Source organism: Klebsiella indica (assembly GCF_005860775.1).
In the GTDB taxonomy this organism is placed as follows: domain Bacteria; phylum Pseudomonadota; class Gammaproteobacteria; order Enterobacterales; family Enterobacteriaceae; genus Klebsiella; species Klebsiella indica.
In genome coordinates this window covers 273172-299601 of record NZ_VCHQ01000005.1, presented here as the reverse complement: position 1 = coordinate 299601, position 26430 = coordinate 273172, and the positions used below count along the sequence as shown (strand labels likewise).

Annotated in this window: 27 protein-coding genes; 11 read left to right on the top strand and 16 right to left on the bottom strand. The window is 52.4% G+C overall.

Going from position 1 to position 26430, the window contains the following annotated elements; genetic code table 11:
* Positions 1 to 422 precede the first annotated feature (422 nt).
* Together yihI and hemN are read left to right on the top strand one after the other, a co-directional pair.
* Positions 423 to 929 carry a Der GTPase-activating protein YihI gene (gene yihI, locus FE839_RS04790; protein ID WP_138359660.1) on the top strand — a complete coding sequence of 169 codons (507 nt, stop codon included), beginning with the start codon at positions 423 to 425 and terminating at the stop codon, positions 927 to 929.
* A gap of 188 nt (positions 930 to 1117) precedes the next feature.
* Positions 1118 to 2491, top strand: coding sequence for an oxygen-independent coproporphyrinogen III oxidase (gene hemN / locus FE839_RS04780; protein ID WP_138359656.1), 1374 nt, complete (start codon positions 1118 to 1120; stop codon positions 2489 to 2491).
* A gap of 39 nt (positions 2492 to 2530) precedes the next feature.
* On the opposite strand, the gene FE839_RS04775 is transcribed toward hemN, so the two are convergent.
* The 4 genes from FE839_RS04775 to glnA all read right to left on the bottom strand — a co-directional run bounded on the left by FE839_RS04775 (position 2531) and on the right by glnA (position 6814).
* A complete protein-coding gene (locus tag FE839_RS04775; protein WP_138359654.1) occupies positions 2531 to 2641 on the bottom strand; it encodes a YshB family small membrane protein in 111 nt (36 codons plus the stop codon).
* Between the two features lie 109 nt (positions 2642 to 2750).
* Positions 2751 to 4160: a nitrogen regulation protein NR(I) gene (gene glnG, locus FE839_RS04770; protein WP_138359652.1), complete on the bottom strand. Its 1410-nt coding sequence runs from the start codon at positions 4158 to 4160 to the stop codon at positions 2751 to 2753.
* Positions 4161 to 4168: 8 nt separating this feature from the next.
* Positions 4169 to 5218, bottom strand: a complete 1050-nt coding sequence (gene glnL / locus FE839_RS04765) for a nitrogen regulation protein NR(II) (RefSeq protein WP_138359650.1) — start codon at positions 5216 to 5218, stop codon at positions 4169 to 4171.
* 186 nt (positions 5219 to 5404) lie between these two features.
* Positions 5405 to 6814, bottom strand: coding sequence for a glutamate--ammonia ligase (gene glnA / locus FE839_RS04760; protein ID WP_138359648.1), 1410 nt, complete (start codon positions 6812 to 6814; stop codon positions 5405 to 5407).
* A 378-nt stretch (positions 6815 to 7192) separates the two neighbouring features.
* On the opposite strand from glnA, the gene typA reads away from it, so the two are divergent.
* Positions 7193 to 9016 carry a ribosome-dependent GTPase TypA gene (gene typA / locus FE839_RS04755; RefSeq protein ID WP_138359646.1) on the top strand — a complete coding sequence of 608 codons (1824 nt, stop codon included), beginning with the start codon at positions 7193 to 7195 and terminating at the stop codon, positions 9014 to 9016.
* A gap of 356 nt (positions 9017 to 9372) precedes the next feature.
* Here the strand turns inward: typA and FE839_RS04750 are convergent, their stop codons facing one another.
* Complete coding sequence (locus FE839_RS04750; protein ID WP_138359644.1) at positions 9373 to 10074, bottom strand: oligogalacturonate-specific porin KdgM family protein; 702 nt, start codon at positions 10072 to 10074, stop codon at positions 9373 to 9375.
* Positions 10075 to 10669: 595 nt separating this feature from the next.
* On the opposite strand from FE839_RS04750, the gene FE839_RS04745 reads away from it, so the two are divergent.
* Complete coding sequence (locus FE839_RS04745) at positions 10670 to 11209, top strand: helix-turn-helix transcriptional regulator (protein WP_138359642.1); 540 nt, start codon at positions 10670 to 10672, stop codon at positions 11207 to 11209.
* Between the two features lie 172 nt (positions 11210 to 11381).
* On the opposite strand, the gene FE839_RS04740 is transcribed toward FE839_RS04745, so the two are convergent.
* Positions 11382 to 12245, bottom strand: coding sequence for a YicC/YloC family endoribonuclease (locus FE839_RS04740; RefSeq protein WP_138359640.1), 864 nt, complete (start codon positions 12243 to 12245; stop codon positions 11382 to 11384).
* A gap of 123 nt (positions 12246 to 12368) precedes the next feature.
* On the opposite strand from FE839_RS04740, the gene rph reads away from it, so the two are divergent.
* The gene (rph, locus tag FE839_RS04735) at positions 12369 to 13085 is read left to right on the top strand and encodes a ribonuclease PH (RefSeq protein ID WP_138359638.1); all 717 of its coding nucleotides are present in this window, start codon (positions 12369 to 12371) and stop codon (positions 13083 to 13085) included.
* Positions 13086 to 13149: 64 nt separating this feature from the next.
* Positions 13150 to 13791, top strand: coding sequence for an orotate phosphoribosyltransferase (gene pyrE, locus FE839_RS04730; protein ID WP_138359636.1), 642 nt, complete (start codon positions 13150 to 13152; stop codon positions 13789 to 13791).
* A gap of 288 nt (positions 13792 to 14079) precedes the next feature.
* Here pyrE and slmA read toward each other — a convergent pair whose 3' ends face one another.
* The 3 genes from slmA to coaBC form a co-directional block, all read right to left on the bottom strand.
* Entirely contained in the window at positions 14080 to 14676 is a 597-nt protein-coding gene (slmA, locus tag FE839_RS04725; protein WP_138359634.1) for a nucleoid occlusion factor SlmA, read from the bottom strand.
* A 176-nt stretch (positions 14677 to 14852) separates the two neighbouring features.
* The gene (dut, locus tag FE839_RS04720; RefSeq protein WP_171034815.1) at positions 14853 to 15311 is read right to left on the bottom strand and encodes a dUTP diphosphatase; all 459 of its coding nucleotides are present in this window, start codon (positions 15309 to 15311) and stop codon (positions 14853 to 14855) included.
* Positions 15289 to 16500 (bottom strand): bifunctional phosphopantothenoylcysteine decarboxylase/phosphopantothenate--cysteine ligase CoaBC, encoded by a 1212-nt coding sequence (gene coaBC / locus FE839_RS04715; protein WP_138359696.1) that lies wholly within the window; start codon positions 16498 to 16500, stop codon positions 15289 to 15291. The genes dut and coaBC overlap by 23 nt, the downstream gene beginning before the upstream one ends.
* A gap of 175 nt (positions 16501 to 16675) precedes the next feature.
* Between coaBC and radC the strand changes: the two genes are divergently transcribed.
* The 4 genes from radC (at position 16676) to mutM (ending at position 19011) form a co-directional block, all read left to right on the top strand.
* Complete coding sequence (gene radC, locus FE839_RS04710; protein ID WP_138359632.1) at positions 16676 to 17341, top strand: RadC family protein; 666 nt, start codon at positions 16676 to 16678, stop codon at positions 17339 to 17341.
* 216 nt (positions 17342 to 17557) lie between these two features.
* Positions 17558 to 17794, top strand: coding sequence for a 50S ribosomal protein L28 (gene rpmB, locus FE839_RS04705; protein ID WP_002436699.1), 237 nt, complete (start codon positions 17558 to 17560; stop codon positions 17792 to 17794).
* 20 nt (positions 17795 to 17814) lie between these two features.
* Positions 17815 to 17982, top strand: coding sequence for a 50S ribosomal protein L33 (gene rpmG / locus FE839_RS04700; protein WP_002436700.1), 168 nt, complete (start codon positions 17815 to 17817; stop codon positions 17980 to 17982).
* Positions 17983 to 18201: 219 nt separating this feature from the next.
* Positions 18202 to 19011: a bifunctional DNA-formamidopyrimidine glycosylase/DNA-(apurinic or apyrimidinic site) lyase gene (mutM, locus tag FE839_RS04695; protein ID WP_138359630.1), complete on the top strand. Its 810-nt coding sequence runs from the start codon at positions 18202 to 18204 to the stop codon at positions 19009 to 19011.
* Positions 19012 to 19039: 28 nt separating this feature from the next.
* On the opposite strand, the gene trmL is transcribed toward mutM, so the two are convergent.
* The 5 genes from trmL to FE839_RS04670 form a co-directional block, all read right to left on the bottom strand.
* Positions 19040 to 19513 (bottom strand): tRNA (uridine(34)/cytosine(34)/5-carboxymethylaminomethyluridine(34)-2'-O)-methyltransferase TrmL, encoded by a 474-nt coding sequence (gene trmL / locus FE839_RS04690; RefSeq protein WP_138359628.1) that lies wholly within the window; start codon positions 19511 to 19513, stop codon positions 19040 to 19042.
* Positions 19514 to 19816: 303 nt separating this feature from the next.
* Positions 19817 to 21001 (bottom strand): FMN-dependent L-lactate dehydrogenase LldD, encoded by a 1185-nt coding sequence (lldD, locus tag FE839_RS04685; RefSeq protein WP_138359692.1) that lies wholly within the window; start codon positions 20999 to 21001, stop codon positions 19817 to 19819.
* The gene (gene lldR / locus FE839_RS04680; protein ID WP_138359626.1) at positions 21001 to 21774 is read right to left on the bottom strand and encodes a transcriptional regulator LldR; all 774 of its coding nucleotides are present in this window, start codon (positions 21772 to 21774) and stop codon (positions 21001 to 21003) included. Before lldR ends, lldD begins: the two co-directional genes overlap by 1 nt.
* The gene (gene lldP / locus FE839_RS04675) at positions 21771 to 23426 is read right to left on the bottom strand and encodes an L-lactate permease (protein ID WP_138359624.1); all 1656 of its coding nucleotides are present in this window, start codon (positions 23424 to 23426) and stop codon (positions 21771 to 21773) included. The genes lldR and lldP overlap by 4 nt, the downstream gene beginning before the upstream one ends.
* A 420-nt stretch (positions 23427 to 23846) precedes the next feature.
* On the bottom strand, positions 23847 to 24209 hold the full coding sequence (locus tag FE839_RS04670) for a YibL family ribosome-associated protein (protein WP_138359622.1): 363 nt from the start codon (positions 24207 to 24209) through the stop codon (positions 23847 to 23849).
* Between the two features lie 201 nt (positions 24210 to 24410).
* On the opposite strand from FE839_RS04670, the gene FE839_RS04665 reads away from it, so the two are divergent.
* Positions 24411 to 24635: a hypothetical protein gene (locus tag FE839_RS04665; RefSeq protein WP_138359620.1), complete on the top strand. Its 225-nt coding sequence runs from the start codon at positions 24411 to 24413 to the stop codon at positions 24633 to 24635.
* Here FE839_RS04665 and mtlR read toward each other — a convergent pair.
* Both mtlR and mtlD read right to left on the bottom strand, forming a co-directional pair.
* A complete protein-coding gene (mtlR, locus tag FE839_RS04660; protein ID WP_138359618.1) occupies positions 24624 to 25223 on the bottom strand; it encodes a mannitol operon repressor MtlR in 600 nt (199 codons plus the stop codon). The two genes, FE839_RS04665 and mtlR, sit on opposite strands and share 12 nt — an antisense overlap.
* A complete protein-coding gene (gene mtlD / locus FE839_RS04655; protein ID WP_138359616.1) occupies positions 25220 to 26368 on the bottom strand; it encodes a mannitol-1-phosphate 5-dehydrogenase in 1149 nt (382 codons plus the stop codon). Before mtlD ends, mtlR begins: the two co-directional genes overlap by 4 nt.
* Between the last annotated feature and the right edge of the window lie 62 nt (positions 26369 to 26430).

The window sequence follows — 26430 nt, the reverse complement described above, 5'->3', positions numbered from 1 at the left end:
ACAACCGTTTATAAATCATCAGATTAAATTGATGGAAAATTCTTAAATCTGTGTTTTTCTTGTACAGCGGGTTGTAGGTTTTTCTCAAACCAGTAAAGTAGCAATGAAGGGCGAGGATGCTTATCAGGATTGCGACTCAGGATGAGGGGTCAGGAAGCTCCAGGAAGGTGAAGACCACCGATTGTCAGGATGACACGCGTCTGGGAAGACGTTTTAACAAGGAAATGGACGTAACAGGGATCGTGGGTAGCTAAAGGAAAGACAGGGTGTGTCGTGAGCTAACATGGAAAGTGGAAGCCCATTAAGGGTTATCAGTGCGGAAAAAGGCGGCAGAGTAATCTGTCGCCTTTTTTCTTTGCTTGCTTTCTGCTAGATTCCGCCTCAATTCTATACTGAAGAAAATGGCCTGAAGATTACACATTATGAAAAAACCGTCATCCGTACCTCATGGCAAAAAAAGTCGTAAAACGCGCGAAGAATTGAACCAGGAAGCCCGCGAGCGTAAGCATCAGAAGAAGCATCGCGGTCATGCGCCAGGTAGTCGTATGACCGGCGCTCAAACTGCTTCAGCGAGTAAAAAGCAGGGCCAACAGCATGATCCCCGAATTGGCAGTAAAAAACCGATCCCGTTGGGCGTGACTGACAGTACCCCAACGGTTAAGCAGCATAAACCGAAGAGCGAGAAACCTATGCTTTCACCGCAGGCTGAGCTGGATTTGCTGGAGAATGATGAGCGCCTGGACGCGCTGCTGGAACGTCTGGAAGAGGGCGACACCCTGAATGCTGAAGAGCAAACATGGATGGATGCCCAACTGGATCGTATTGATGAGCTAATGCAGCAACTTGGGCTCTCTTATGATGATGACGACGATGAGGAAGAGGAAGAGCGCAAAGAAGATATGATGCGCTTACTGAAGGGTGGAAACTAACATTTGCATCCCATCGGGTTCCCGGTCCTGCTTATAACCCTTCTGGTTATATGTTATCTGCTGTGGTTATTCGTTAAACTACGACGGTTGTCGCGGCGTAAAAGCTGGCTGCGCAACCGGCTCATTACCCGAGGTGCGGTTGGGCCGGCGCGGCGTACCCGCCGACGGCACCATCGGAAGGAGTGAGCATGTCTGTGCAGTTAATCGACTGGGATCTGGCCCTGATCCAGAAATATAACTATTCCGGGCCGCGTTATACTTCGTATCCCACTGCGCTGGAGTTTTCTGCGGAATTTGGCGCCGCTGAATTTGACGCAGCGGTTGCCCGCTATCCGCAGCGACCTTTATCGCTGTATGTACATATCCCGTTTTGCCATAAGCTGTGCTATTTCTGCGGCTGCAATAAAATTGTTACCCGGCAGCAGCATAAAGCCGATCAGTATCTGGATGTCCTTGAGCAGGAGATTATTCATCGCGCCCCGCTTTTCGCTGGTCGCCTGGTGAGTCAACTGCACTGGGGCGGCGGCACGCCGACCTATTTAAACAAGGCGCAAATTAGCCGTCTGATGACGTTGCTGCGAACGCATTTTAATTTTAATGCCGATGCGGAGATTTCCATTGAGGTCGATCCCCGTGAAATCGAGCTTGATGTACTGGATCATTTACGCGCTGAAGGCTTCAACCGCCTGAGTATGGGCGTGCAGGACTTCAACAAAGAAGTACAGCAACGGGTGAATCGCGAGCAGGATGAAGCGTTTATCTTCGCCCTGCTCAACCATGCGCGCGAGATCGGCTTTACCTCTACCAATATTGATCTGATTTACGGCTTGCCGAAGCAAACGCCGCAGAGCTTTGCCTTTACGTTACGGAAAGTGGCGGAGTTAAACCCCGATCGTCTGAGCGTCTTTAACTATGCTCATCTGCCGACGCTTTTTGCCGCGCAGCGAAAAATCAAAGATGTTGATTTACCTTCGGCCGCGCAGAAGCTGGATATCCTGCAGGAGACCATAGATTCGCTGACGGCCGCGGGGTATCAGTTTATTGGTATGGACCATTTTGCTCGTCCGGATGATGAACTGGCGATAGCCCAACGTGAAGGCATTTTGCATCGCAATTTTCAGGGATACACCACTCAGGGAGATACCGACCTGCTGGGACTGGGCGTCTCGGCGATCAGTATGATTGGCGATTGCTATGCGCAGAATCAGAAAGAGCTGAAGAAATATTATCAGCAGGTAGATGAAACCGGAACGGCTCTGTGGCGCGGCATTGCGCTGACTCGCGATGACTGTATTCGTCGTGATGTCATTAAGTCTCTCATCTGCAATTTCCGCCTCGATTTTTCCGTGATAGAAGCGCAGTGGGCGTTAGATTTTGGCCGCTATTTTGCCCAGGATTTGCAGCTACTGGCGCCGCTGGCTAACGATGGGCTGGTGGATGTGAACGAAAAAGGCATTCAGGTGACGGCAAAAGGCAGGTTGTTAATTCGCAACATCTGTATGTGTTTTGATGCTTATTTGCGCCAGAAAGCGCGGATGCAGCAGTTTTCCCGGGTGATTTAAACCACTCACCCTCTCCCGAACAAGGAGAGGGTGAATGAATCAGTTAAACAGACCAACTATAGCTGCGCACAGAACGGCAGCTATCGCCGTTTGCGGCGTATGGCTGGCTGCAGCACCGCTCGATATAATATTTATGAGTGATTCAAGCATGATTTCCCCCGTCTTTCCGGGCAAGATCATACCCAATGCACTGCAACAGTAAAGTACAAAATAGCAGCAGTTTGCGCTGGGTGACTATTTTTTACACACTGCCGCCCGGCTACTCCATTCCTAACTCTTTTAGCTTACGCGTCAGCGTGTTACGCCCCCACCCCAGCAGACGCGCCGCTTCTTGTTTATGGCCCTGAGTATGGCGCAGCGCGGTGGTCAGCAATGTTCGCTCCATTTCCGGCTGTGCTTCCGATAGCAGGTTTTGATGACCAGAACGCAAGGCGCGATCGGCCCATTGTCCCAGCAGCGTGGCCCAGCTATCCGGTAGCATTTGCGTCGGATTATCCGGTACCGCGGTTTCAAACAGCTCGCTGGGAAGATCCTGAGTCAGAACCTCCTGGCTTGCGGCCATCACTGTCAGCCAGCGACAGGTATTTTCCAACTGACGTACGTTACCAGGCCAGGCCAGCCGGGTCAGCGCCATTTCCGTTTCCGGATGTAGCAGCTTGGCTTCGACGCCCAGTTCACGAGCGGCAATTTGCAGAAAATGCCGCGCCAGGCGTGGAATATCCTCCCGCCGCTCGCGCAGCGGTGGGAGATGGACGCGAATGACGTTCAGGCGGTGGAATAAATCCTCACGAAATTTGCCTTCCTGCACGCGTAGTTCAAGGTTCTGGTGGGTGGCGGCGATGATACGCACATCCACTTTCACCGGAGCATATCCGCCTACGCGATAAAACTGACCGTCAGCCAGAACACGCAGCAGACGTGTCTGTACGTCCAGCGGCATATCGCCGATTTCGTCAAGGAATAGCGTGCCGCCATCTGCCTGTTCAAAGCGCCCCTGACGCACGGTATTCGCACCGGTAAAAGCGCCTTTCTCATGGCCGAAAAGTTCTGATTCAATCAAATCCTTCGGGATAGCCGCCATATTTAGCGCAATAAACGGGGCCTTCGCGCGCGGACTGTGGCGGTGCAGCGCATGGGCGACCAGCTCTTTACCGGTACCGGATTCTCCGTTGATCAACACGCTGATTGACGAGCGCGACAGGCGGCCGATAATGCGAAAAACATCCTGCATCGCCGGCGCTTCGCCGATAATATCGGCTGTCGGGCTATTCATCGGCGTATTACGTGGCTGCTGCTGTTCCTGATAATGGCTAATCGCGCGATCAACCAGCGCTACCGCTTCATCAATATCAAACGGTTTCGGCAGATAATCAAAGGCGCCTTGTTGATAGGCGCTAACCGCGGCGTCCAGATCCGAATGCGCTGTCATGATGATGACCGGGAGCATCGGATGACGCTGTTTAATCTGCTTTAGTAGCGCTAACCCATCCATCCCCGGCATACGGATGTCAGACAGCAGAACATCCGGGGTTTTGGTGGTGAGGGCATTAAGCACCTCGTTGCCATTTTCAAATGTTGTACAACTCAAGCCTGCCCCGGTGAGCGCGCGTTCAAGCACCCAACGGATGGAGCTATCGTCGTCAACGATCCAGGCTATCCCTCGTTGCATAAACACCTCTACTTCCGAATAGGCAGGTACACCGAGAATTCGGTATGCCCTGGCCAACTGGTAAATTCAATTTTGCCGGAGTGCTGATCGATAAGGCTGCGGGCAATAGACAGGCCGAGTCCGGTGCCGCCTTCACGCCCGCTAACCATCGGATAAAACAGCGTATCTTGTAAGTGGGATGGGATCCCTGGACCGTTATCTTCAACATCAATGCGTGCGGCGAGGCGGTAACGCACGCCGTGCAGAGTGAGCTGGAAGGCTGTTCGGGTGCGCAGGGTGATCTCACCCCCTTCCGGTCCCAGTGCCTGTAGCGCATTGCGCACGATATTTAGCAGCACTTGTTCAATTTGATCCGGGTCATGCGGGAGTTCCGGCAGACTCGGGTCATAGTCGCGAACCAGTTTGACGTTATCTGGCAACTCCATCGATACCAGCTTTACCACCCGCTCAGCAACTTTGTGGATACTTTCTGTTACGTGCATCCCCGGATGCTGTGGTCCCAGCAGACGGTCGACCAGATTTCTTAACCGATCGGCCTGTTCAATAATAACTTTGGTGTATTCCGTCAGCGTTGGATCGGGCAACGCTTTGCTCAGCAGTTGCGCCGCGCCGCGCAACCCTCCCAGCGGATTTTTAATCTCGTGGGCCAGACCGCGCACTAAATCTCGTGCGGCGACCTGTTGGGCTTGCTGAAGCTGTTCCTGGCTCAGGCGACGCTGATTATCCATTGGGGCCATTTCCAGCAGAATAAAGCCTTCTGGCAAACGTTGCGCAGTCAGGGAAAGGATGTGCGAGCGTCCGTCAATAACCAACGTCACTTCGTTATCGGTAAATCCCTGACCCGCCGCCAGGCTCTCTTGCATGAGGCCGATATTCAGCGAGAAATAGCTCAACAGCTCTGGAAGTGGCGTACCAAACAGCTTGCGTGAACTTTGCGCCAGCAGCTGCTGCGCCGCTGGGTTCGCGTAATGAACTTCCAGGTCATCGTTGACCAGTAAGATACTGTTGATTAAAGAGTTAAGGATCTGCCCAGCATCGGGCAGTGTGCCTGTTGCCATCTGACAGTCTCCTGAAAAAGGTGCACTATTTTAGTGCATTATAGCTTTTTATAAATAAAAAGCTCATGAGATCAGCGTGTTGGTGGAGAAAAAAGCCCATCCTGAGATGGGCTGAAGTTTCCACGGCAACAAAACATCCCTGGTACTCCACGCCACAACACGGAACGCCAGGGATTTACAGCAAAATTAGACGCTGTAGTACAGTTCGAACTCAACCGGATGCGGAGTCATACGCACGCGGTCGTTTTCCCCAGTACGCAGCGCAATGTAAGCATCAATGGCGTCGTTAGTGAATACGCCACCGGCGGTCAGGAATTCACGGTCTGCGTCCAGCGCATTCAGTGCTTCTTCCAGAGAGCCTGCAACCTGTGGGATCTCGTTCGCTTCTTCTGGCGGCAGATCGTACAGGTTTTTGTCCATAGCTTCGCCCGGATGGATTTTGTTCTTGATTCCGTCAAGACCGGCCATCAGCAGAGCGGCAAAGCACAGATACGGGTTGGCTGCCGGATCCGGGAAACGAACTTCGATACGGCGCGCTTTCGGCGAGGTAACTACCGGAATACGGATAGACGCGGAGCGGTTACGGGCAGAGTAAGCCAGCATAACCGGCGCTTCGTAACCCGGGACCAGACGTTTGTAGGAGTTGGTTGTCGGGTTAGACAATGCGTTAATCGCTTTAGCGTGTTTGATAACGCCGCCAATGTAGTACAAGGCTTCTTCAGACAGGCCTGCGTATTTATCGCCGGAGAACAGGTTTACGCCATTTTTAGACAGCGACATGTGGCAGTGCATACCGGAACCGTTATCGCCGAACATCGGTTTTGGCATAAAGGTGGCGGTTTTACCGAAGCGATGCGCGACGTTGTGCACAACGTATTTATAGATCTGAATTTCGTCCGCTTTTTTGGTCATGGTATTGAAGCGGGTAGCGATTTCGTTCTGACCGGCAGTCGCCACTTCGTGGTGATGAGCTTCAACAACCAGGCCCAGCTCTTCCAGAATCATACACATGGTAGAGCGGATATCCTGAGAAGAGTCTACGGGTGGAACCGGGAAGTAACCGCCTTTCACGCCAGGACGGTGACCTTTGTTGCCGCCTTCATATTTGGTGGCAGAGTTCCATGCGCCTTCGATATCATCAATAGCAACGTGGGAACCAGAGATGGACGCACCAAAACGGACGTCATCGAACAGGAAGAATTCTGGTTCTGGCCCGAACAGTACGGTGTCAGCAATGCCGGTGGAACGCAGATATTCTTCAGCACGCTTAGCAATGGAGCGCGGGTCGCGGTCATAGCCTTGCAGGGTGCCTGGTTCCAGGATGTCGCAACGGAGGATCAGGGTCGGTTCTTCATAGAACGGGTCGATCAGCGCGGTGGTCGCATCCGGCATCAGAACCATGTCGGATTCGTTAATACCTTTCCAGCCGCCAATCGAGGAGCCATCAAACATTTTGCCTTCTTCGAAGAATTCGGCATTTACTTGATGAGAAGGAATAGTAACGTGCTGTTCTTTACCTTTGGTATCGGTGAAGCGGAGATCGACAAACTTCACTTCATGCTCGTTCAGCATCGTCAAAACGTGTTCAGCGGACATACTTAAACTCTCCCGGATTGGTCATTGTCGTCGTGGAAACGAAACTTTCTAACTACTTAAAAGTGGCGTTGTTGCCTTAAAATATACAAAGCGAAATCTGTGCCAACTTTTAAATTGCCCCCAAAAGGCGTTATCATGCACATCATCGTGCAAAAGGGTTGCACCAAAATGAATGCATTGCACCAATATGGTGCTTTTACGTGAGCGTGAAGCACTTTTTTGGTGCAAAATAATTTTAATAACCCTTTTAACGCTCCGTGAAAGCGATCACAAAGAATCTCTGCAATACTTGTTTGCGGAGGATGTTTGTGATCCTGTTTTGTAGCGCGATTAATCCGTGTACAATAACGCGCTATTTCTAATGCCTGAGGCAAAGTTGTGATCGAAAATCTGCGTAATATCGCCATCATCGCGCACGTCGACCATGGTAAAACTACCCTGGTTGATAAGCTGCTACAGCAATCCGGTACGTTCGACGCGCGTACTGAAGCACAAGAACGAGTGATGGACTCCAACGATTTGGAGAAAGAGCGTGGGATTACTATCCTCGCTAAAAACACCGCTATCAAATGGAATGATTACCGTATCAACATCGTTGATACCCCTGGGCACGCCGACTTCGGTGGTGAAGTTGAACGTGTTATGTCCATGGTGGATTCTGTGCTGCTGGTGGTTGACGCCTTTGATGGCCCGATGCCGCAGACGCGCTTCGTCACCAAGAAAGCTTTTGCCTATGGTCTGAAGCCGATTGTTGTTATCAACAAAGTTGACCGTCCTGGCGCGCGTCCGGACTGGGTTGTCGATCAGGTATTCGACCTGTTCGTTAACCTCGACGCAACCGACGAACAGCTGGATTTCCCTATCGTTTACGCGTCGGCGCTGAACGGTATCGCCGGTCTGGATCACGAAGATATGGCGGAAGACATGACTCCGCTGTATCAGGCGATCGTTGATCACGTACCGGCGCCGGACGTTGACCTGGATGGCCCGCTGCAGATGCAAATCTCTCAGCTGGACTACAACAACTACGTTGGCGTTATCGGTATCGGCCGTATCAAACGCGGTAAAGTAAAACCGAACCAGCAGGTCACTATCATTGATAGCGAAGGTAAAACGCGTAACGGTAAAGTCGGTAAAGTTCTGACCCACCTGGGCCTGGAGCGTATTGACAGCGACCTTGCGGAAGCAGGCGACATCATCGCGATTACTGGTCTGGGCGAACTGAACATCTCTGACACCATCTGCGATACGCAGAATGTTGAAGCGCTGCCGGCGCTGTCTGTTGATGAGCCGACTGTTTCTATGTTCTTCTGTGTTAACACCTCTCCGTTCTGCGGTAAAGAAGGTAAGTACGTGACCTCGCGTCAGATTCTTGACCGTCTGAATAAAGAGCTGGTACACAACGTTGCGCTGCGCGTTGAAGAAACTCCGGATGCAGACGCATTCCGCGTTTCTGGTCGTGGTGAGCTGCACCTGTCTGTGCTTATTGAAAACATGCGTCGTGAAGGTTTCGAAATGGCGGTTTCCCGCCCGAAAGTTATCTTCCGCGAAATCGATGGCCGCAAGCAGGAGCCGTTCGAAAACGTGACGCTGGACGTTGAAGAGCAGCACCAGGGGTCTGTGATGCAGGCACTGGGTGAGCGTAAAGGCGATCTGAAAAACATGAATCCGGATGGCAAAGGCCGCGTACGTCTTGACTACGTGATCCCAAGCCGTGGGCTTATCGGTTTCCGTTCAGAATTTATGACCATGACCTCCGGTACCGGTCTGCTGTACTCCACCTTCAGCCACTACGACGACGTTCGTCCGGGTGATGTGGGCCAGCGTCAGAACGGTGTACTGATCTCCAACGGTCAGGGTAAAGCCGTCGCGTTCGCCCTGTTCAGCCTGCAGGATCGCGGTAAGCTGTTCCTCGGCCACGGTGCAGAAGTTTACGAAGGCCAGATTATCGGTATTCACAGCCGTTCTAACGACCTGACGGTAAACTGCCTGACCGGTAAGAAACTGACTAACATGCGTGCGTCCGGTACTGACGAAGCAACAGTTCTGGTTCCGCCGGTTAAGATGACCCTGGAGCAGGCTCTGGAGTTCATTGATGATGACGAACTGGTGGAAGTGACCCCGACTTCTGTCCGTATCCGTAAACGTCATCTGACCGAGAACGACCGTAAACGCGCTATGCGTGGGGCGAAAGAAGAGTAATTAAACGGATTGTTGCCAAAGCCGCTGATAATCAGCGGCTTTTTTATGGGTTTTAGGTATGGCGATTAGCGTTTATGTTATAGGGACTAATTATATCGTATCAGGGGTGTTACCTGTTTCTTCACTGTGACTATTTGACGTAATTATTTTATGCAGTTTTTACTGCGGGGTTAACGTATTGTTTGTCACCAGGTTTACGCAATACGGTATTCGTAAATCATTTTACACTACTACGCTATTGATTATTTGAGGTGGTTTCAGCGAAAGACCAGGATAAATACGGGTAAACCTATGAGTGAGATTTATTATTGAAACAAGGGCTCAGAGAACCCTTGTTGATAATTTTTCTTTTTTTATCAGAAAGAATATTTTACACCCACACGATAACGTGTTTGTCTTTCATCTGTGGTTTTACTGCCAGAGACATTACCGATTGCCATATAAGGCGACCAGTTCTTGTCGAGTTTATAGGTTAGTTTGAAATCATGAGTCCAGTCATAGCTTTCATTATTCGCTAACACTACGCCTGCAGAGTTTGCTTTTTTATAGTCCAGCTCATAGTCAAGTTGATAATCTTTCAGAAATTTCCATGAAATAACGCTGGTCAGGTTATAACCATTTTCTGATGTATCTTTGGATGTTCCTATATTTCCTGAATTACGCTTGTAGTAGGGGCGATAACGTAGAGATGCGCTGATATCGTCACTTAAATTAGCTTTGCCACGGAGATAAGGGCGATAATTGTTTGACGATGAACTGGTATCTAGTGAGAACCCGGGCTCAATCTGGAATGTTTTATTAATTTTATAGACATAGCTTGCCACGACTTCGGTGCCATTACTGACGGTTTCATCAAAGGCTTTATCTTTATCCTGCGAACCTTTCCATTTACCTTCCAGTGACAATCCAAATCCATTAGCAAAACGGTGTGACATCAATAATCGATCTTTATGATTATTACCGCCGCTATCGTTCATTTCGTGACGATAATCGAAGGTAACGGCATGTGCAGCAATACTCATGAAGGGTACAGTAAATAATAGTAATGAGCGCAACATAGAAGCCTCTACTTTTATAGTCCAAAGGTATGATAAGATCTTCACTGGTCAGCAGTGTGATCGATAAAATAATTTGGCGTGTGGTGCCGGGTGCCTCCCGGTGAATTGGGCGCTGATTTTCCAATTCGTCCATAAAAACGAAACTTCATAGAGGATTATCTCATGTCAGCATGACCCCGCCGCTTAGGGGGATTCACCACACATAATTCTTTTTGTAAGACTTATCATAATTCAAAAATTATCATGGAATGTACTTTTACATAAAATGAAATGCTGTTTTGAGACTTGGATCTGACTATTGAAATATGTTGAAATTATTTTAATATATATCATATAAAGATAATCCTAATAATTAATTCGATTAAAATCATGTAGTTATAATTTAAATTTGATTTTTTCATCTTCTTTTGGCGTCAAAAGCAAAGATATGTAATAGTTATCAGATAAGTTTATTCCTAAATGAAAACAACATCTGATGATAGATATGCCGTAAACTTGGACGACGATATCCTTGGGGAGAGGGTGGCACCATTTGTGGCTAAACGAAATGCTGTAGGCTGGGCAATAACATGATCGTAATCTCAGGACTATTAATATGACTATCTATGGAAAGGATTGTTTTTTCATCTATGGAATAGAGAAAATTCTGAAGCAGTTACGCCATGAACAAAACGTTAGCGTAAGCGCAGATTGGCCATATGTGTATTGCACCGCTGGAATGGATATTCAGGAGACGTATTCTCTGTTCTTCACCACAACGCCGATGCACTACTCAGTATTTATCACTTCGGAACGGTATTTTGATTCTATCAATCGCCTTTTCCCGGGGTTGGTGAAGTTGTGCCTCCCGGAAAGAGTGAAAGTGGCAGAACTGAAGCAGGCTTTGTGGGTGATGTGCTTATTATCTGCACAAAATCAAAAATCAAGTTATCTTCCTGATACGTTTAAATTTACCAACGCTGAACACCAAATTATGAAGCTTATCATGCGTGGGCACTCGCTGGATGATATTGCCCAAATCCGCGGCGTCAGTCCTACAACAATAAGCGTTCAACGCAACGGCCTGATGAAACGTACGGGAACGAAAAGCCTTCAGGAGCTATGTTCTGTCTATGCCGCGATGCGTACCAACTAATCATACTGTTCAGCATGCGACTGGTTATCAGGATCAGCGGTTTGTGAAATGACGTTAAAGGTCTGTTCGCAGAGAGAGAATGCGCTTAAGGCAGCTAAATATCCGACCGAATCGTGAAATGTTATGGCCTCAACAGGCCCGATATTGCTCGGGCTTGTTGGTACGGGGGAATTTACTCGATATTCTGAATCTGCTCGCGCATCTGCTCGATCAACACTTTCAGCTCAATGGCAGAATTGGTCACTTCGGCATTAATTGATTTAGACGCCAGCGTGTTCGACTCGCGGTTGAACTCCTGCATCATAAAGTCGAGACGGCGCCCGACCGCTTCTTTCTTCTTCAGGATATTCCAGGTCTCTTTCACGTGCGCTTCCAGGCGATCCAACTCTTCGGCGACATCAATACGCTGTGCCATCAGTACCAGCTCTTGTTCCAGGCGGTTGTTTTCCAGTTGTACTTCCGCATCTTCCAGCCTGGCGACCAGACGATCCCGCTGCCATTGCAGTATTTCTGGCATATGGGCGCGTACTTTAGCGACTTCAGCCGTCACGCCTTCCAGACGCTGTTCGATAAGCGCTTTCAGCGCCTGGCCCTCGGTTTCCCGCGCGACGATAAAATCATCCAGCGCGCCATTGAGTGCGTTGAGGATTTCGGCAGTAATCGCGTCCAGATCCTGTTCATGGGCAGACATGACGCCTGGCCAGCGCAGGATATCGACCGGATTGATCTCGCCTTCATCGCTCTGCATTTTTACCCAGTTGGCGGCGTTAACCAGCTGCTTTGCCAGTTTTTCGTTCAGAATCAGCTCGCCCTGGGCGCTCGGATCCTGCTCAAAACGCAGAGTACACTCGACTTTGCCGCGGGTCAGACGGGCGCGAATACGCTCGCGCACCACAGGCTCCAGGCTACGGAACTGCTCCGGCAGACGGAAATAAGTTTCCAGATATCGTTGGTTTACCGAGCGCAGTTCCCACGCGGCGCTACCCCATTCACCCTTTATTTCACGCCGGGCATAGGCGGTCATACTGCGGATCATAGACGTTCCTGTTTTTTAACGGAGAGTGAGGGGATTATAGCTTTCGAGGCCTGATGAGGATAGGAATAAGCATGTATTATCCGTATAATGCGCAGCCACATTCGTTTCAAGCCGGAGAATATTATGCGTCCAGCAGGCCGTAGCGCTAATCAAGTACGCCCAGTCACCCTGACCCGTAACTATACGAAACACGCTGAAGGCTCCGTGCTGGTCGAATTTGGTGATACCAAAGTGCTGTGCACCGCCTCTATTGATGAAGGCGTACCGCGTTTTCTGAAAGGCCAGGGCCAGGGCTGGATCACCGCGGAATATGGCATGCTGCCGCGCGCTACCCACACGCGCAACGCCCGTGAAGCGGCGAAAGGCAAGCAGGGTGGCCGTACAATGGAAATCCAGCGCCTGATCGCCCGCGCACTGCGTGCAGCGGTTGATCTGAAAGCACTGGGTGAATTCACCATTACGCTGGACTGCGACGTACTGCAGGCCGACGGCGGTACGCGCACGGCGTCTATTACCGGTGCCTGTGTGGCGCTGGCTGATGCGCTGAATCGGCTGGTCGCCGCCGGTAAGCTGAAAACCAACCCGATGAAGGGCATGGTTGCGGCGGTATCGGTGGGTATCGTCAATGGCGAAGCGATTTGTGATCTGGAATATATTGAAGATTCTGCAGCGGAAACCGATATGAATGTGGTGATGACAGAAGATGGCCGCATCATTGAAGTGCAGGGCACGGCGGAAGGCGAACCGTTCACGCATGAAGAGCTTCTCACCCTTCTGGCACTGGCCCGAGGGGGGATTGAATCCATTGTCGCGACACAGAAAGCGGCGTTAGAGAACTAGTTTTTAAAGCGACTGAAAAGTCGCTTTTTTTTGTCCATCAAAAAGCAAGATGAGGAGCGAATCCATGAAACCGTATCAGCGCCAGTTTATTGAATTTGCGCTTAACAAGCAGGTCCTTAAATTTGGCGAATTTACGCTGAAATCCGGGCGTAAAAGCCCCTATTTCTTCAACGCCGGCCTGTTTAATACCGGGCGCGATCTGGCACTGTTAGGGCGTTTTTATGCCGAAGCGCTGATGGACGCCGGGATTGATTTTGATCTGCTGTTCGGCCCTGCCTACAAAGGTATTCCGATTGCCACCACCACGGCGGTTGCGCTGGCTGAACACCATGACCGCGATCTGCCATACTGCTTTAACCGGAAAGAGGCCAAAACCCACGGCGAAGGCGGTAATCTGGTCGGAAGCCCTCTGCAGGGCCGCGTAATGCTGGTGGATGACGTTATAACCGCAGGCACCGCTATACGTGAGTCAATGGAGATTATTCAGGCCAACGGCGCCGAATTAGCCGGGGTGCTGATTTCTCTCGACCGTCAGGAACGCGGACGCGGCGATATCTCTGCGATTCAGGAAGTTGAACGTGACTACGGCTGCAAAGTGATTTCCATCGTGGCCCTGAAAGACCTGATTAGCTATCTGGAAGAAAAACCGGAAATGGCCGAACACCTGGCATCGGTTCGCGCCTATCGTGAGGCGTACGGAGTATAAGCATCGTCCCGGCAGGATAATCCCTGTCGGGATTCATCACAGTTTTGCCATACGCATACAGCGAACAGACAGCAGTGCCGCCAGCGATAGACAGGCGATGACGTGCTTATCGTTTATGCGCGGGGAGTGCGGCATTCCGGCAGTGAAAGGGTGTTGCCAGTGGCGTTTTGTTGTCAGGAACAAGAAACGATAAAAAGATATTTTGTGAGGGAGCGTGTCGGGAACCTCACTGGTGTGATGACTTGACATTCAAGATGAACATGCAGCCTTTTGGGCTGCATAGTGGGGTTACTGCAACTGGGCGGCGACCAACGGCCAACGCGCCTCGAAATCGTCCGTCGGGCGATATTTAAACTCGCTGCGTACAAAGCGAGACAACATCCCTTCGCAGAAGGCCAGCAGCTGGCTGGCCAGCAGAGCTTCATCGACGGTATAGCCTTCGCCTTCACGCATTTTCTTTTCACGCATGACCTGACGCAACTGTACTTCAATGCGCTCGAACAACTGATTGATGCGCCCCTGAAGCCGATCCTGTTCAAACATCAGCGCATGGCCAGTCAGAATCCTCGTGAGCCCCGGATTACGTTCGCCAAACCCAAGAATCAGCAGAACAATCAGGCGCAGGCGCGATGAGGTATCTTTTTCATCTTTTAAAATTAAATTGATGCGCGTAATCAGACTGTCCTCGATAAACTCGATCAGGCTGTCAAACATGCGGGTTTTGCTGGGAAAATGCCGATACAGAGCTGCTTCGGACACGCCAACAGACGCCGCCAGTTTTGCTGTGGTGATGCGTTGACTCCCGTCGCTGGATTCAAGCATTAACGCCAGAGATTGCAGTATTTCTTCGCGACGATTCCTTTTCGCAGTTTGTTTTTCTGCCATGTTTTAAAATACCCCTGAAAAAAGCACTTGCCAGGCAGGCATCCACAAAGCGACCGCAAGCTGTTGCCTGCGGTGATGTTATTGCATTATTTCGCATTTGGAATGCAGGTTGCACGTCATTCTTCAGACCGCCCTCCGCGGGCGTTATCCCGGAATGATTTTGTGTATCACAGGGCTTATTTACGCCCGGAGTGACCGAAGCCACCTTCGCCACGATCGGTGGCGTCAAACTCTTCCACCAGGTTGAATTCCGCCTGTACAACAGGCACAAACACCATTTGCGCGATACGCTCGCCAGGTTCGATAGTGAAACGCTGTGGGCTACGGTTCCAGACGGAAACCATCAGTTGACCCTGGTAATCAGAATCGATAAGTCCCACCAGATTGCCCAGCACTACGCCGTGCTTATGGCCCAGCCCCGAACGCGGCAGAATCACCGCAGCCAGAGACGGATCGGCAATATGAATCGCAAGGCCGGTCGGTATAAGCGTGGTTGCGCCGGGAGCCAGCTCTACGGCGTCATCGAGACAGGCTCGCAGGTCAAGCCCGGCGGAACCGGAGGTGGCATAGGTTGGCAGCGGAAATTGCTGACCAACACGCGGGTCCAGAATCTTAACGTCGATTTTTTTCATCATAACGGGTAACGATCTCGTCGAGTAATAATTGGCCAAGGAGTGCCTTTCGCTCAAGTGGTAAGCGCTTATCTCCCTCCTGCCAGAAAAGGTGTAATGCATTGCTGTCGCTGTTAAATCCCTGATTTTGCTGTGAAACGTCATTGGCGCAAATCAGATCGAGATTTTTGCGGGCGCGTTTTTGCCGGGCGTATTCTTCCACATTATTCGTTTCGGCGGCAAACCCAACGACGTAAGGACGGTTAGCCTCAAGCGCCGCGACCCCGGCGACGATATCCGGATTTTTAACCATTTTTATGGTTAATTCATCACCTTGTTTTTTGATTTTTTCATCGGCAACAGCGGCCGCACGGTAGTCAGCGACGGCCGCACAGCCAATAAAAATGTGCTGCTGCTGCGCAGCGCTTTGCACGGCGGCTTCCATTTCCAGCGCGGTGGTGACATCAACCCTCTGCACAAACGGCGGCGTAGCGAGCGAAACCGGGCCGCTAATCAGCGTCACGTTCGCGCCACGGCGCGCGGCCGCGGCGGCGATAGCGAAACCCATCTTACCAGAGCTGTGGTTAGTGATATAACGCACCGGATCGAGCGGTTCGCGTGTCGGCCCCGCGGTAATCATGATGTTGAGATGTTGCAAATCTTTGACAGCAGAGAAATGTTGCGCGGTCATATCGACGATCGTCAACGGGTCCAGCATGCGTCCTGGACCAATATCGCCGCAGGCCTGACTGCCGCTATCCGGGCCCCAGACCAGCAGACCGCGTGAAGCAATCACGGCAAGATTATGCTGGGTGGCGGCGGCGCGATACATCTGCTGGTTCATGGCGGGCAGGACCGCGACCGGCGATGGCGTGGCGAGGCAAATTGTGGAGACAAGGTCATTGGCCATGCCTGCGGCAATGCGGGCAATTAAATCGGCCGTAGCGGGCGCGAGAATCACCAGATCGGCCCATTTCCCCAGTTCAATATGACCCATTGCCGCTTCGGCGGCCGTGTCGAGCAGACTATCGGAAACCGGATAACCGGATACCGCCTGTAGGCTCAGCGGCGTAATGAAGGCTTTTGCGGCTTCCGTCATGGCGACGCGTACATCCGCACCGCGGTCACGCAGGCGGCGTACCAGCTCCGGCGTTTTATAAGCAGCAATACCGCCGCTCACGCCAAGAACGATCTTTTTACCAGCCAGACTCATCATGATTTTTTCCTGTAGCGGTACACCAGAATTCGCGCATCTTATCACAATCTGATTGACATCGTGTGACCTGCGGATCGCCCCTTTGCGAGGCGTTAAGCAGGGATAAAATTTGCGTATCGGCAGGGCTATGGCGCTGTGTCAGGATAGCACGGATTGAAAAGGAGAGTCCGCCATGGATATACAGAAGCCCCTGATGCCGAGGGAAAAGATGCAGCGCTACGGTATTGAAGTTCTGTCGGATATTGAGCTGCTGGCACTGTTTTTACGCACCGGAACGCGAAAGCAGGATGTCATGGCGTTTTCCCACGATTTATTGCAGCGGTTTGGTTCGCTATACGGTCTGCTGTCGGCGGAAAAAGCACAGCTTGATGAGGTTGACGGGATTGGCCTGGCGAAATATGCGCAGCTTAAAGGCATTGCTGAACTGGCGCGGCGCTATTTTAGTCTGCGGATGACAGAAGAACCGGCGTTGGTCAGTCCGTCAATGACACGGGAATTTCTGCAAAGTCAGTTGGCTGATGAACAACGCGAGATCTTTATGGTGATCTTTTTAGACAATCAGAACCGGGTATTGAAACATAGCCGACTTTTTTCTGGTACCCTTAGCCACGTTGAGGTACATCCGCGAGAAATCGTACGCGAAGCCATCAAAGTGAACGCCGCCGCGGTGATTCTGGCGCATAATCATCCATCCGGTAGTCCTGAGCCGAGTAAGGCAGACAGGTTGATTACCGAGAGAGTGATAAGATGTTGTGTATTCATGGACATACGAGTTCTTGATCACCTTGTTATCGGCCGCGGAGCGTACGTATCTTTTGCTGAGCGCGGCTGGATTTAACCCCGATCACGCGATCCATTGGGATCTTTGTCTGTTCGGGACTTGAGCGCATCGCCGAGTCAGCGTATACTACGCCACCTTTGAGAATCTCGGGTTTGGCATTTGGGCCTGGCAATCGAGAGTTCGCTTAGAACTGCGATGACCGGGCTGTAAAGCCTGACGAGGCGCCAATACCCCATACGAAGCTCGAGCTAATTTGATTTTTGGAGAATAGACATGTCCCGAGTCTGCCAAGTTACTGGCAAGCGTCCGGTGACCGGTAACAACCGTTCCCACGCACTGAACGCGACTAAACGCCGTTTCCTGCCAAACCTGCACTCTCACCGTTTTTGGGTTGAGAGCGAGAAGCGTTTTGTCACCCTGCGCGTATCTGCTAAAGGTATGCGTGTTATTGATAAGAAAGGCATTGATACAGTTCTGTCTGAACTGCGTGCCCGTGGCGAAAAGTACTAAGTACTTAGAGGAAATACATCATGGCTAAAGGTATTCGTGAGAAAATCAAGCTGGTTTCTTCTGCTGGTACTGGTCACTTCTATACCACCACGAAGAACAAACGTACTAAGCCGGAAAAACTGGAACTGAAAAAATTTGATCCAGTTGTCCGTCAGCACGTTGTATACAAAGAAGCTAAAATCAAATAATTTTGGTTTCAATGTAATGAAAACCTCGCTTCGGCGGGGTTTTTCATTTTTGCTTGATACCAATCTTCTGCTGCCAGACGCATCAATCCTTCCTGTTATCTATTCCCCAGAGATGTCATCCGCTCGCGTGAGTTTCAGGCCGGTTACATGATAATTGCCCTGAACCTTGTCGCTGAAAGCGGTAAGATAGCGTCTCTTTTCGCTTGTTTCGAGAGATGAATGCCTGAATTACCTGAAGTAGAAACCAGTCGCCGCGGCATTGAACCGCATCTGGTTGGCGCGACTATCCTGCACGCTGTTGTGCGCAACGGCCGTTTACGCTGGCCGGTTTCCGAAGAGATCTATCGCCTGAGCGACGTCCCGGTTCTCAGCGTGCGTCGCCGCGCCAAATATCTGCTGCTGGAGCTGCCCGACGGCTGGATTATTGTCCACCTTGGCATGTCGGGAAGTTTGCGCATCCTGAGCGAAGAGTTGCCCGCAGAGAAGCACGATCACGTTGACCTGGTCATGAGCAACGGTAAGATTCTGCGCTACACCGATCCGCGCCGCTTTGGCGCCTGGCTGTGGGCGAAAACGCTGGAAGGCCATCCGGCGCTGGCCCATCTTGGGCCGGAGCCGTTAAGCGATGAGTTCAACGCCGACTATCTTCAGCGGAAGTGCGCGAAGAAGAAAACCGCGATTAAGCCCTGGCTGATGGATAACAAGCTGGTGGTCGGGGTGGGGAATATCTACGCCAGCGAATCGTTGTTCTCGGCGGGGATCCATCCAGACCGGCTGGCTTCCTCGCTGTCACGTGAAGAGTGCGAACAACTGGTGAAGGTGATCAAACTGGTGTTGCTGCGCTCAATCGAACAGGGCGGGACGACGCTGAAGGATTTTCTACAAAGCGACGGCAAGCCCGGCTATTTTGCTCAGGAGCTACAGGTGTATGGCCGCAAGGGTGAACCCTGCCGCATTTGCGGAACGCCGATTATCGGCAGCAAACACGCCCAGCGGGCGACGTTTTATTGTCGCCAGTGCCAGAAGTAAGGCGCAGCGTAAGCGGAGAGATGCGGGTTTAACGCTGTAATATCGCGCCCGGATACCCCAACTGGCGCCAGGCCTCATACACCACGACCGACACCGCGTTTGACAGATTCATGCTGCGGCTGTCCGGCATCATTGGAATGCGGATTTTTTGCGTCGACGGCAGGGCATCAAGAATGCTGGCCGGCAGGCCGCGGGTTTCCGGGCCAAACATCAGATAATCGCCATCCTGATAGCTTACCGCGCTGTGGGCCGGGGTGCCTTTGGTGGTCAGGGCGAACAGACGCGGCGGTTTTGCGCTTTCCATAAAGGCGGCGTAATCGCGATGGCGCTGGACGGCGGCGAATTCGTGATAATCCAGCCCGGCGCGGCGCAAACGCTTATCGTCCCAGGCAAATCCCGTTGGTTCGATGATATGCAGATTGAAGCCGGTGTTAGCGCACAGGCGGATGATATTCCCGGTGTTAGGCGGTATTTCTGGTTCGAATAAGACGATGTTAAGCATGCTGCCCTCTTGAGCCTATCCCATTAGGCTATTTTATTTGCCATCCTGAACCTGGGCAGTGCTCACAATCCTCACGTACTACGTGTACGCTCCGGTTGTTCCGCGCTGTCCGTGTCCAGATTGGCTGCAACAATGTACGCCTACTGGGATAGGCTCATTACGTTGCGGCAGGCAGAATAGCAGATATTCGGCAAACCCTCACCCCGCCCCTCACCCTGAAAGGAAGAGGGAGAAAACCGGAGTTAATTTACTGCCGGATGATTCCCTCTCCAGTGGGAGAGGGTGAGGGGAAACGATCGCCGATTACGCCGCATTTCCCGCCTTGATGACATCAAAGGTTCGCAGTGCATCGGCATTTTGCACCAGCGAGTCGCGACTGATTTCACCGATGGTTTTTGCGCCGGTCAGGGTCATCGCTACCTTCATCTCTTTCTCAATCAGGTTCAGCAGATTCGCCACCCCTTGCTTGCCGTGGGTCGCCAGTGCATACAGATAGGCGCGGCCCAGCAGCACGCTGTCGGCACCGAGGGCAATCATGCGTACCACATCAAGGCCGTTGCGAATGCCGCTATCGGCGAGAATAGTGATATCGCCTTTCACCGCATCGGCGATAGCGGGCAGGGCACGGGCGGAAGAGAGCACACCATCAAGCTGGCGGCCACCGTGATTAGAGACCACGATCCCGTCAGCGCCGAAACGCACCGCATCACGCGCATCTTCCGGGTCAAGGATCCCCTTGATCACCATTGGCCCTTCCCAGAACTCACGGATCCACTCAAGGTCCTGCCAGGAAATCGATGGATCGAAGTTATTGGCCAGCCAGCCAATGTAATCTTCAAGGCCGGTCGGTTTGCCGAGATACGCGGAGATATTGCCCAAATCGTGCGGGCGACCGTTTAGCCCGACATCCCAGGCCCACTGCGGATGGGTTACTGCTTGCCAGTAGCGGCGCATTGCCGCGTTCGGGCCGCTCATCCCCGAGTGCGCATCGCGATAGCGTGCGCCGGGCGTCGGCATATCAACGGTAAAGACCAGCGTTGAACAGCCAGCCGCTTTGGCGCGCTCCAGCGCGTTGCGCATAAAACCGCGATCGCGCAGGACGTATAGCTGGAACCACATCGGGCGCTTAAGGGTCGGAGCGACTTCCTCAATCGGGCAGACGGAAACGGTGGAGAGGGTAAACGGGATACCTTTGTCATCCGCCGCGCCCGCGGCCTGCACTTCGCCACGCCGCGCGTACATGCCGCACAGGCCGACCGGAGCCAGCGCCGTCGGCATCGCGAGTTTTTCATTAAACAGCGTGGTTTCCAGACTGAGATCCGACATGTTTCTCAGGATCCGCTGACGCAGGGCGACATCGGACAGGTCTTCAACGTTGCGTCGTAGCGTGTGCTCAGCGTAGGCGCCGCCGTCGATATAGTGGAACAGAAACGGCGGCAGGATACGTTGTGCGGCGGCGCGATAGTCGCTGGCGGCGGAAATAATCATCACGAGTTCTCCCTGGTATTTTCGTTATGGTCGCCGGGCAGGCGGGTAATTCGCGCCTGGCGGGCCTGGTCTTCATCAAAGCGTTTGATCGTGGCGTGGACAAAACCCAAATGGGCCATCATCGCCTGTCTGGCACCTTCGGGATCACCGGCGATAATCGCCTCCATGACCGCCTGATGCTGCTCGGTCAGGCGAGCGAAGACCGGCGGAACGAGATACATCCGCTGGCGGCTCTCCTTGACTGAGGATTGTAAAAGGTCGAAAAAACCGCGCATGGTTTGCAGCAGCACCACGTTGTGTGAGGCTTCGGCAATCGCCAGATGAAAGCGGACGTCGGCCTGCGAGGCCAGGTCCGGATCGTCACTTTGGGTCGCTTCAAAGCAGAGGCGGATTTTCTCTTTTTCAGCATCGGTTGCCCGCATCGCCGCATGCCAGGCGGTGCTGGCTTCGATCGCGTGGCGGGCTTCGAGGATATCGAAACTGTAATCGGGGTCATCGGAGAGTAGCGTCTTCAGCGGCTGAATAATATTTTGCGCCGACCACGCTTCGTGCTGCCAGCGGACGAAGGTGCCGCCGCCGCGACGGCTAAGCAGCACCCCTTCGTTGACTAACATCGCCAGCGCTTCGCGCAGTGAGTTGCGCGATACGCCAAGCTGCATCGCCAGCTGACGCTCGGCGGGCAAGCGCATGCCCGCTTCCAGGTTTTGTTCTTCTATCAGCGCCCGTACACGACGAGCCACGTCGTCGGCAAGGCGTTTCGGCATCACTATCACGGGATCATCCAGGTTAAGACATATGCCTGCAGCGTGGTGATCACGCCGACCATACAGGTGAAAATCAGACTGTGTTTCACGGTAAAGCGGAACAGATCGGACTCCTTACCCACCAGGCCGACCGCTGCACAAGCGATGGCGATAGACTGTGGCGAGATCATCTTACCGGTTACGCCGCCGGTGGTGTTAGCGGCGACCAGCAGGATATCGGAGACGCCGATCTGCTGTGCTGCCGTCGCCTGTAATGCGGCAAACAGCGCGTTAGATGAGGTATCCGAACCGGTCAGGAATACCCCCAGCCAGCCGAGGAACGGCGAGAAGAAGGTAAACGCGTGACCGGTATGCGCCAGCGCCAGCGCTAATGTTGAGGATAGCCCGGAATAGTTAGAAATAAAGGCGAATGCCAGCACCATACCGATGGAGTAAATCGGTAGCGCCAGCTCTTTCAGTGTGCTGCCGAAGGTCGACAGCGCGTCTTTCGGCTTCATACGCAGCCAGACGATAGAAAGCAGGGCGGCGAACAGAATGGCGGTGCCGGTGGCGGAGAGCCAGTCAAACTTATAGATCGCGGCATACGGCGTGGCTTCGCTGACTACCGGAGGCATGCGAGCCACCATCTTGTCGAGGAACGGCACGGAAATATTGATGACAAAATCGTACATCGCGCCGCCCGGGGCGAACAGCGCCTTGAACGGCGGCACGCTCCACAAGGTCACCGTGGCGGTCAGGAACAGGAACGGCGACCAGGCGCGAATCACCTGCCCGGACGTATAGCGAGTGTGCGTCAGGTTCATATCGACCTGCGAAGCGCCCATATCGCCAAAACGGAAGATGCGTACGGGTTTCCAGCGTTTGAGAAACAGCGTCAGACAAACCAGCGACACCAGGGAAGAGATAATGTCCGGCAGTTCCGGGCCGAGGAAGTTAGAGCTGAGGTACTGGGCGATAGCAAAGGAGCCGCCGGCGACGATTACCGCAGGCCAGGTCTCTTTAATGCCGCGCCAGCCGTCCATAATCGCCATGATCCAGAACAGCACGATAATGGTCAGGAACGGTAGCTGGCGGCCAACCATCTGGCCGATTTCGAAGCTGTCCAGCCCAGTAACCTGACCGGCAACCAGAATCGGAATGCCCATGGCGCCGAACGCCACCGGTGCGGTGTTGACGATCAGGCACAGGCCCGCCGCATACAGCGGATTAAAGCCAAGCCCGACCAGCAATGCCGCGGTAATCGCCACCGGCGCGCCGAAACCGGCCGCACCTTCAAGGAAGGCCCCAAAGGAGAAGCCGACGATCAGCATTTGCAGGCGTTGGTCCGGGGTAATCGACAAAATCGACGAGCGAATAATGTCGAACTGCCCGGTTTTCACCGAGATTTTGTAGACGAAAACCGCCGCGATAATAATCCATGCGATTGGCCACAGGCCGTAGAAGAAGCCGTAAACAACCGAGGCCAGCGCATGGTCGACCGGCATTTTGTAGAACAGCAGGGCGACAGACAACGCAATTAATACGGTCCAGGTTGCGGCGGCATATCCTTTCAGCTTGAGCTTAATCAGAGCAAAAAAGAAAAACAGAATCGGTAGTGATGCGATAAGACTTGATAGCCAGATATTTCCGGCCGGATCGTAATTTTGTTGCCAGAGGTTCATGCAGGTCTCCATTGGGCCGCCAGATGTGGTGCTGAGTCTTGCGCTGTTTGCAGGTCACATCATTTGTAAAACTGGCCCGGCCAAAGTGCGATTGTAGGGTTAACGACAACGAATGGTTAATCAAATGTTATTGATGAGCAATATGTGTGTGACTAAAAATAATAGATATGTGAACTATTGGGGGATTTATTAAATAATTGGTAGGGCCAACGCGGCGCCGGAGGGGACGACGGTGAGTCACATTTCAACAAGCGCATGCCCCGGAGACAGAGCCTGTCGTGCTTTCGCCGGACAACAAACGCCAATACCGTGCGGGTATACCGCCCCGGTAAGCGTTGTGGACTGATGCCTGAACGTTGGACGCCCAACTGAGCAAGGAGCAGTCCCGTCACGCCACCGGGGGATTATTCGGAGAAAGGATCAGAATTCGGTTCGGGAGAAACCGGTCATCTCTTTAAGGCCCATTTCGCGACCCAGAGCGGTCATCGGGTGGACAACAACCAGACCACGCACGTTTTTCTTGAGCTTACCCATATCGGCCTGCTCTTTTTTGGTGATGGCGCGGCGGTACGGCAGGCTCATCAGCTTTTGCGCTTCTTTGCTCAGTTTCTGGCCCTGAACGTCGCGCAGACGGGCGATTTCGGCTTCAATGGTGGTTTTTTCTTTTTCCAGCTCAGCGTACTTGTCGGCGGCTTCAACCAGCGACAAACCGGCCTGTTGGTGACGAATGGCGTCGAGACGGTCGCTCAGACGCTTGATTTCATTTTTTTCGACTTCTTTCATGGTAGTTTAATCTGCTAAGAAATGATCATGATCAGACATATAGTATGTGCTGTCGCTTGTGTCGTGGGTAGTTATTTATCGAAACGTTGTTGTTTTTCGTTTTTTGTGAAGCCTGTTGCCCATTAAGCACCTTTTTTTCATCTGATTCCCTGTTTTTGGTTAATCCTTAAATAAGATGATCCCAACGTAGAGGAGGGCGTGATGGCAAAAATTGGCGATGGCATACTTGATGTTATTGATAAAACTGTAGATTTTATGGCCTCAAGTCAGGCCTTTCTGGAATATCTGAAAAAGTCCCCACGTTTGCAGCATATACCGGAGGATATTCCAGCAGACAAAGAAGCGCTATTTTTGCGTCGTCTTGAGTATTATCGTCAGCTTTATCGGCCGGCGTGCAACCCACAAGAGACAGAATCAGAGCGTTGATTTTTGAAAGGCTTTTTTTAAGCTGATTTTAGAAATCAGCTCGGTCAGAGATAGCATCATTGTTGAACGTACAACCTGCTGGTAGCGCATTTTCTGCATTGCCAGCAGTTCCGCATCGCTCTCGTCGAATAGCGGCGTGGGCGGCAGGGCCGCAACGCAATGTAACTCGCCGAATGGTCCGAGGATCTCGTCGTCGGTAAAGCTGTACTCATTACCGTCGTGATTCAACTCTTCACGCAAAGCCATCAGTAGCTCGGCGTCTTCATATTCGGCGCGGCTAATCACCCCAAGGCCATAAATCAGCTTCAGGCGTACAGAAAGATCGCCCAGCGGCCCGTCACCATCCAGCAACGGCTCCACTGCGTATTTCACCGCGTAGTCGTCTTTGCGAAACACCTGAAGCACCAGAATATTGACTGCTTCCGTCAGCAGTTCAACGGCGGCGATCAGGAAGCTTCTTACGGTTTTGCTAGCATTCAGACGCTCAAGCACACGGTTTTCAAATGCCTGTGTTTCTTCCATTATTGCCTGCATATCTGACAGGAGTCGTAATGGGCGCGGTTCGGACCGCGCCAGATCTTGCCTCATTTGGCGGCGTTATAATCGTTAACGGCCTCCGCTACCACGGCGCTTGCCGGATCCAGACCTGAAATCTGCGCCAGCGCAGCCTGTGGCCCTTTCCCGGCAATCAGCGCCGCCAGTTCCTGTGCCTGCGGATCTTCCTCGCTACGGAAGTGCATGGCGGCAGCAATCCCTTTCACCAGGTTCCTGTGCGGCAGGTTGTATTCCAGCGTACCAAGCAGCGGTTTAATTAAGCGATCGCCGGCGCTCAGTTTACGCAGCGGCTGGCGGCCAACGCGTTCCACATCATCTTTCAGATACGGGTTTTCAAAACGACCAATAATTTTCTGGATGTAGGCAGCGTGCTTTTGTGCATCAAAGGCATAGCGTTTGATCAGTACGGCGCCGCTCTCTTCCATCGCCCCTTTGACTACCGCGCGAATCGTCTCATCGAGAATCGCGTCGCGAATCGTCTGGTGACCCGCCAATTTTCCGAGGTAGGCGGTTATAGCATGTCCTGTGTTTAAGGTGAATAGCTTACGTTCGACAAAGGCCATCAGATTATCGGTTAATTCCATCCCAGGGATGTTCGGTAACGCACCTTTAAACTGGGTCTTGTCGACAATCCACTCGCTGAAGGTTTCGACGGTGACTTCCAGTGGGTCCTGAGTGGCGGAAGCGGACGGCGGAACGATGCGATCAACGGCGGAATCAACGAAGCCGGCGTTGGCTTCGACCCAGGCTTTATCTTCTTCCGCGAGGGCGTTAAACACGTGGCCTTTTAACTGGGTGGTGCCGCGGACCATGTTCTCGCAGGCGATGATATTCAGCGGCGCTGTAACGCCCTGCGCTTTACGTTTAGCCAGGCCTTTGGCAATCGCCGGAGCGATGCGCTCCAGCACCACCGGGCCGACGGCAGTGGTCACCAGATCAACGCTGGCAATCAGCTCTACGACGTCGTCGCCGATGCTGCTGACGGCATCGACGCCGGAAACGGTATCCACCTGCTCATTCTCGCCGACCACGTGAACCTGATAGCTATGACGGGCATTCAGGGCATCGAGCACGACCTGATTTACATCTGCAAACGTCAGTTGTATCCCCGCGTCCGCCAGCAGTTTGCCGATAAAGCCACGACCGATATTACCTGCGCCAAAATGTAATGCTTTCATAGTATTAACCTTTAATTAATGTTTTTACCTGAGAGGGCTGGGGTGAGGCTTTTCCCTCACCC

Bases quoted from the DNA above. Each gene is read 5' to 3' on its own strand.
- glnG (WP_138359652.1), bottom strand. From the start codon at position 4,160: ATGCAACGAGGGATAGCCTGGATCGTTGACGACGATAGCTCCATCCGT.
- mutM (WP_138359630.1), top strand. From the start codon at position 18,202: ATGCCTGAATTACCTGAAGTAGAAACCAGTCGCCGCGGCATTGAACCG.
- mtlD (WP_138359616.1), bottom strand. From the start codon at position 26,368: ATGAAAGCATTACATTTTGGCGCAGGTAATATCGGTCGTGGCTTTATC.
- slmA (WP_138359634.1), bottom strand. From the start codon at position 14,676: ATGGCAGAAAAACAAACTGCGAAAAGGAATCGTCGCGAAGAAATACTG.
- glnA (WP_138359648.1), bottom strand. From the start codon at position 6,814: ATGTCCGCTGAACACGTTTTGACGATGCTGAACGAGCATGAAGTGAAG.
- yihI (WP_138359660.1), top strand. From the start codon at position 423: ATGAAAAAACCGTCATCCGTACCTCATGGCAAAAAAAGTCGTAAAACG.
- hemN (WP_138359656.1), top strand. From the start codon at position 1,118: ATGTCTGTGCAGTTAATCGACTGGGATCTGGCCCTGATCCAGAAATAT.
- rpmG (WP_002436700.1), top strand. From the start codon at position 17,815: ATGGCTAAAGGTATTCGTGAGAAAATCAAGCTGGTTTCTTCTGCTGGT.
- FE839_RS04665 (WP_138359620.1), top strand. From the start codon at position 24,411: ATGGCAAAAATTGGCGATGGCATACTTGATGTTATTGATAAAACTGTA.
- dut (WP_171034815.1), bottom strand. From the start codon at position 15,311: ATGATGAAAAAAATCGACGTTAAGATTCTGGACCCGCGTGTTGGTCAG.
- glnL (WP_138359650.1), bottom strand. From the start codon at position 5,218: ATGGCAACAGGCACACTGCCCGATGCTGGGCAGATCCTTAACTCTTTA.
- FE839_RS04750 (WP_138359644.1), bottom strand. From the start codon at position 10,074: ATGTTGCGCTCATTACTATTATTTACTGTACCCTTCATGAGTATTGCT.
- lldD (WP_138359692.1), bottom strand. From the start codon at position 21,001: ATGATTATTTCCGCCGCCAGCGACTATCGCGCCGCCGCACAACGTATC.
- trmL (WP_138359628.1), bottom strand. From the start codon at position 19,513: ATGCTTAACATCGTCTTATTCGAACCAGAAATACCGCCTAACACCGGG.
- FE839_RS04775 (WP_138359654.1), bottom strand. From the start codon at position 2,641: ATGCTTGAATCACTCATAAATATTATATCGAGCGGTGCTGCAGCCAGC.
- pyrE (WP_138359636.1), top strand. From the start codon at position 13,150: ATGAAACCGTATCAGCGCCAGTTTATTGAATTTGCGCTTAACAAGCAG.
- FE839_RS04740 (WP_138359640.1), bottom strand. From the start codon at position 12,245: ATGATCCGCAGTATGACCGCCTATGCCCGGCGTGAAATAAAGGGTGAA.
- rpmB (WP_002436699.1), top strand. From the start codon at position 17,558: ATGTCCCGAGTCTGCCAAGTTACTGGCAAGCGTCCGGTGACCGGTAAC.
- lldP (WP_138359624.1), bottom strand. From the start codon at position 23,426: ATGAACCTCTGGCAACAAAATTACGATCCGGCCGGAAATATCTGGCTA.
- mtlR (WP_138359618.1), bottom strand. From the start codon at position 25,223: ATGAGGCAAGATCTGGCGCGGTCCGAACCGCGCCCATTACGACTCCTG.
- coaBC (WP_138359696.1), bottom strand. From the start codon at position 16,500: ATGAGTCTGGCTGGTAAAAAGATCGTTCTTGGCGTGAGCGGCGGTATT.
- radC (WP_138359632.1), top strand. From the start codon at position 16,676: ATGGATATACAGAAGCCCCTGATGCCGAGGGAAAAGATGCAGCGCTAC.
- FE839_RS04670 (WP_138359622.1), bottom strand. From the start codon at position 24,209: ATGAAAGAAGTCGAAAAAAATGAAATCAAGCGTCTGAGCGACCGTCTC.
- rph (WP_138359638.1), top strand. From the start codon at position 12,369: ATGCGTCCAGCAGGCCGTAGCGCTAATCAAGTACGCCCAGTCACCCTG.
- FE839_RS04745 (WP_138359642.1), top strand. From the start codon at position 10,670: ATGACTATCTATGGAAAGGATTGTTTTTTCATCTATGGAATAGAGAAA.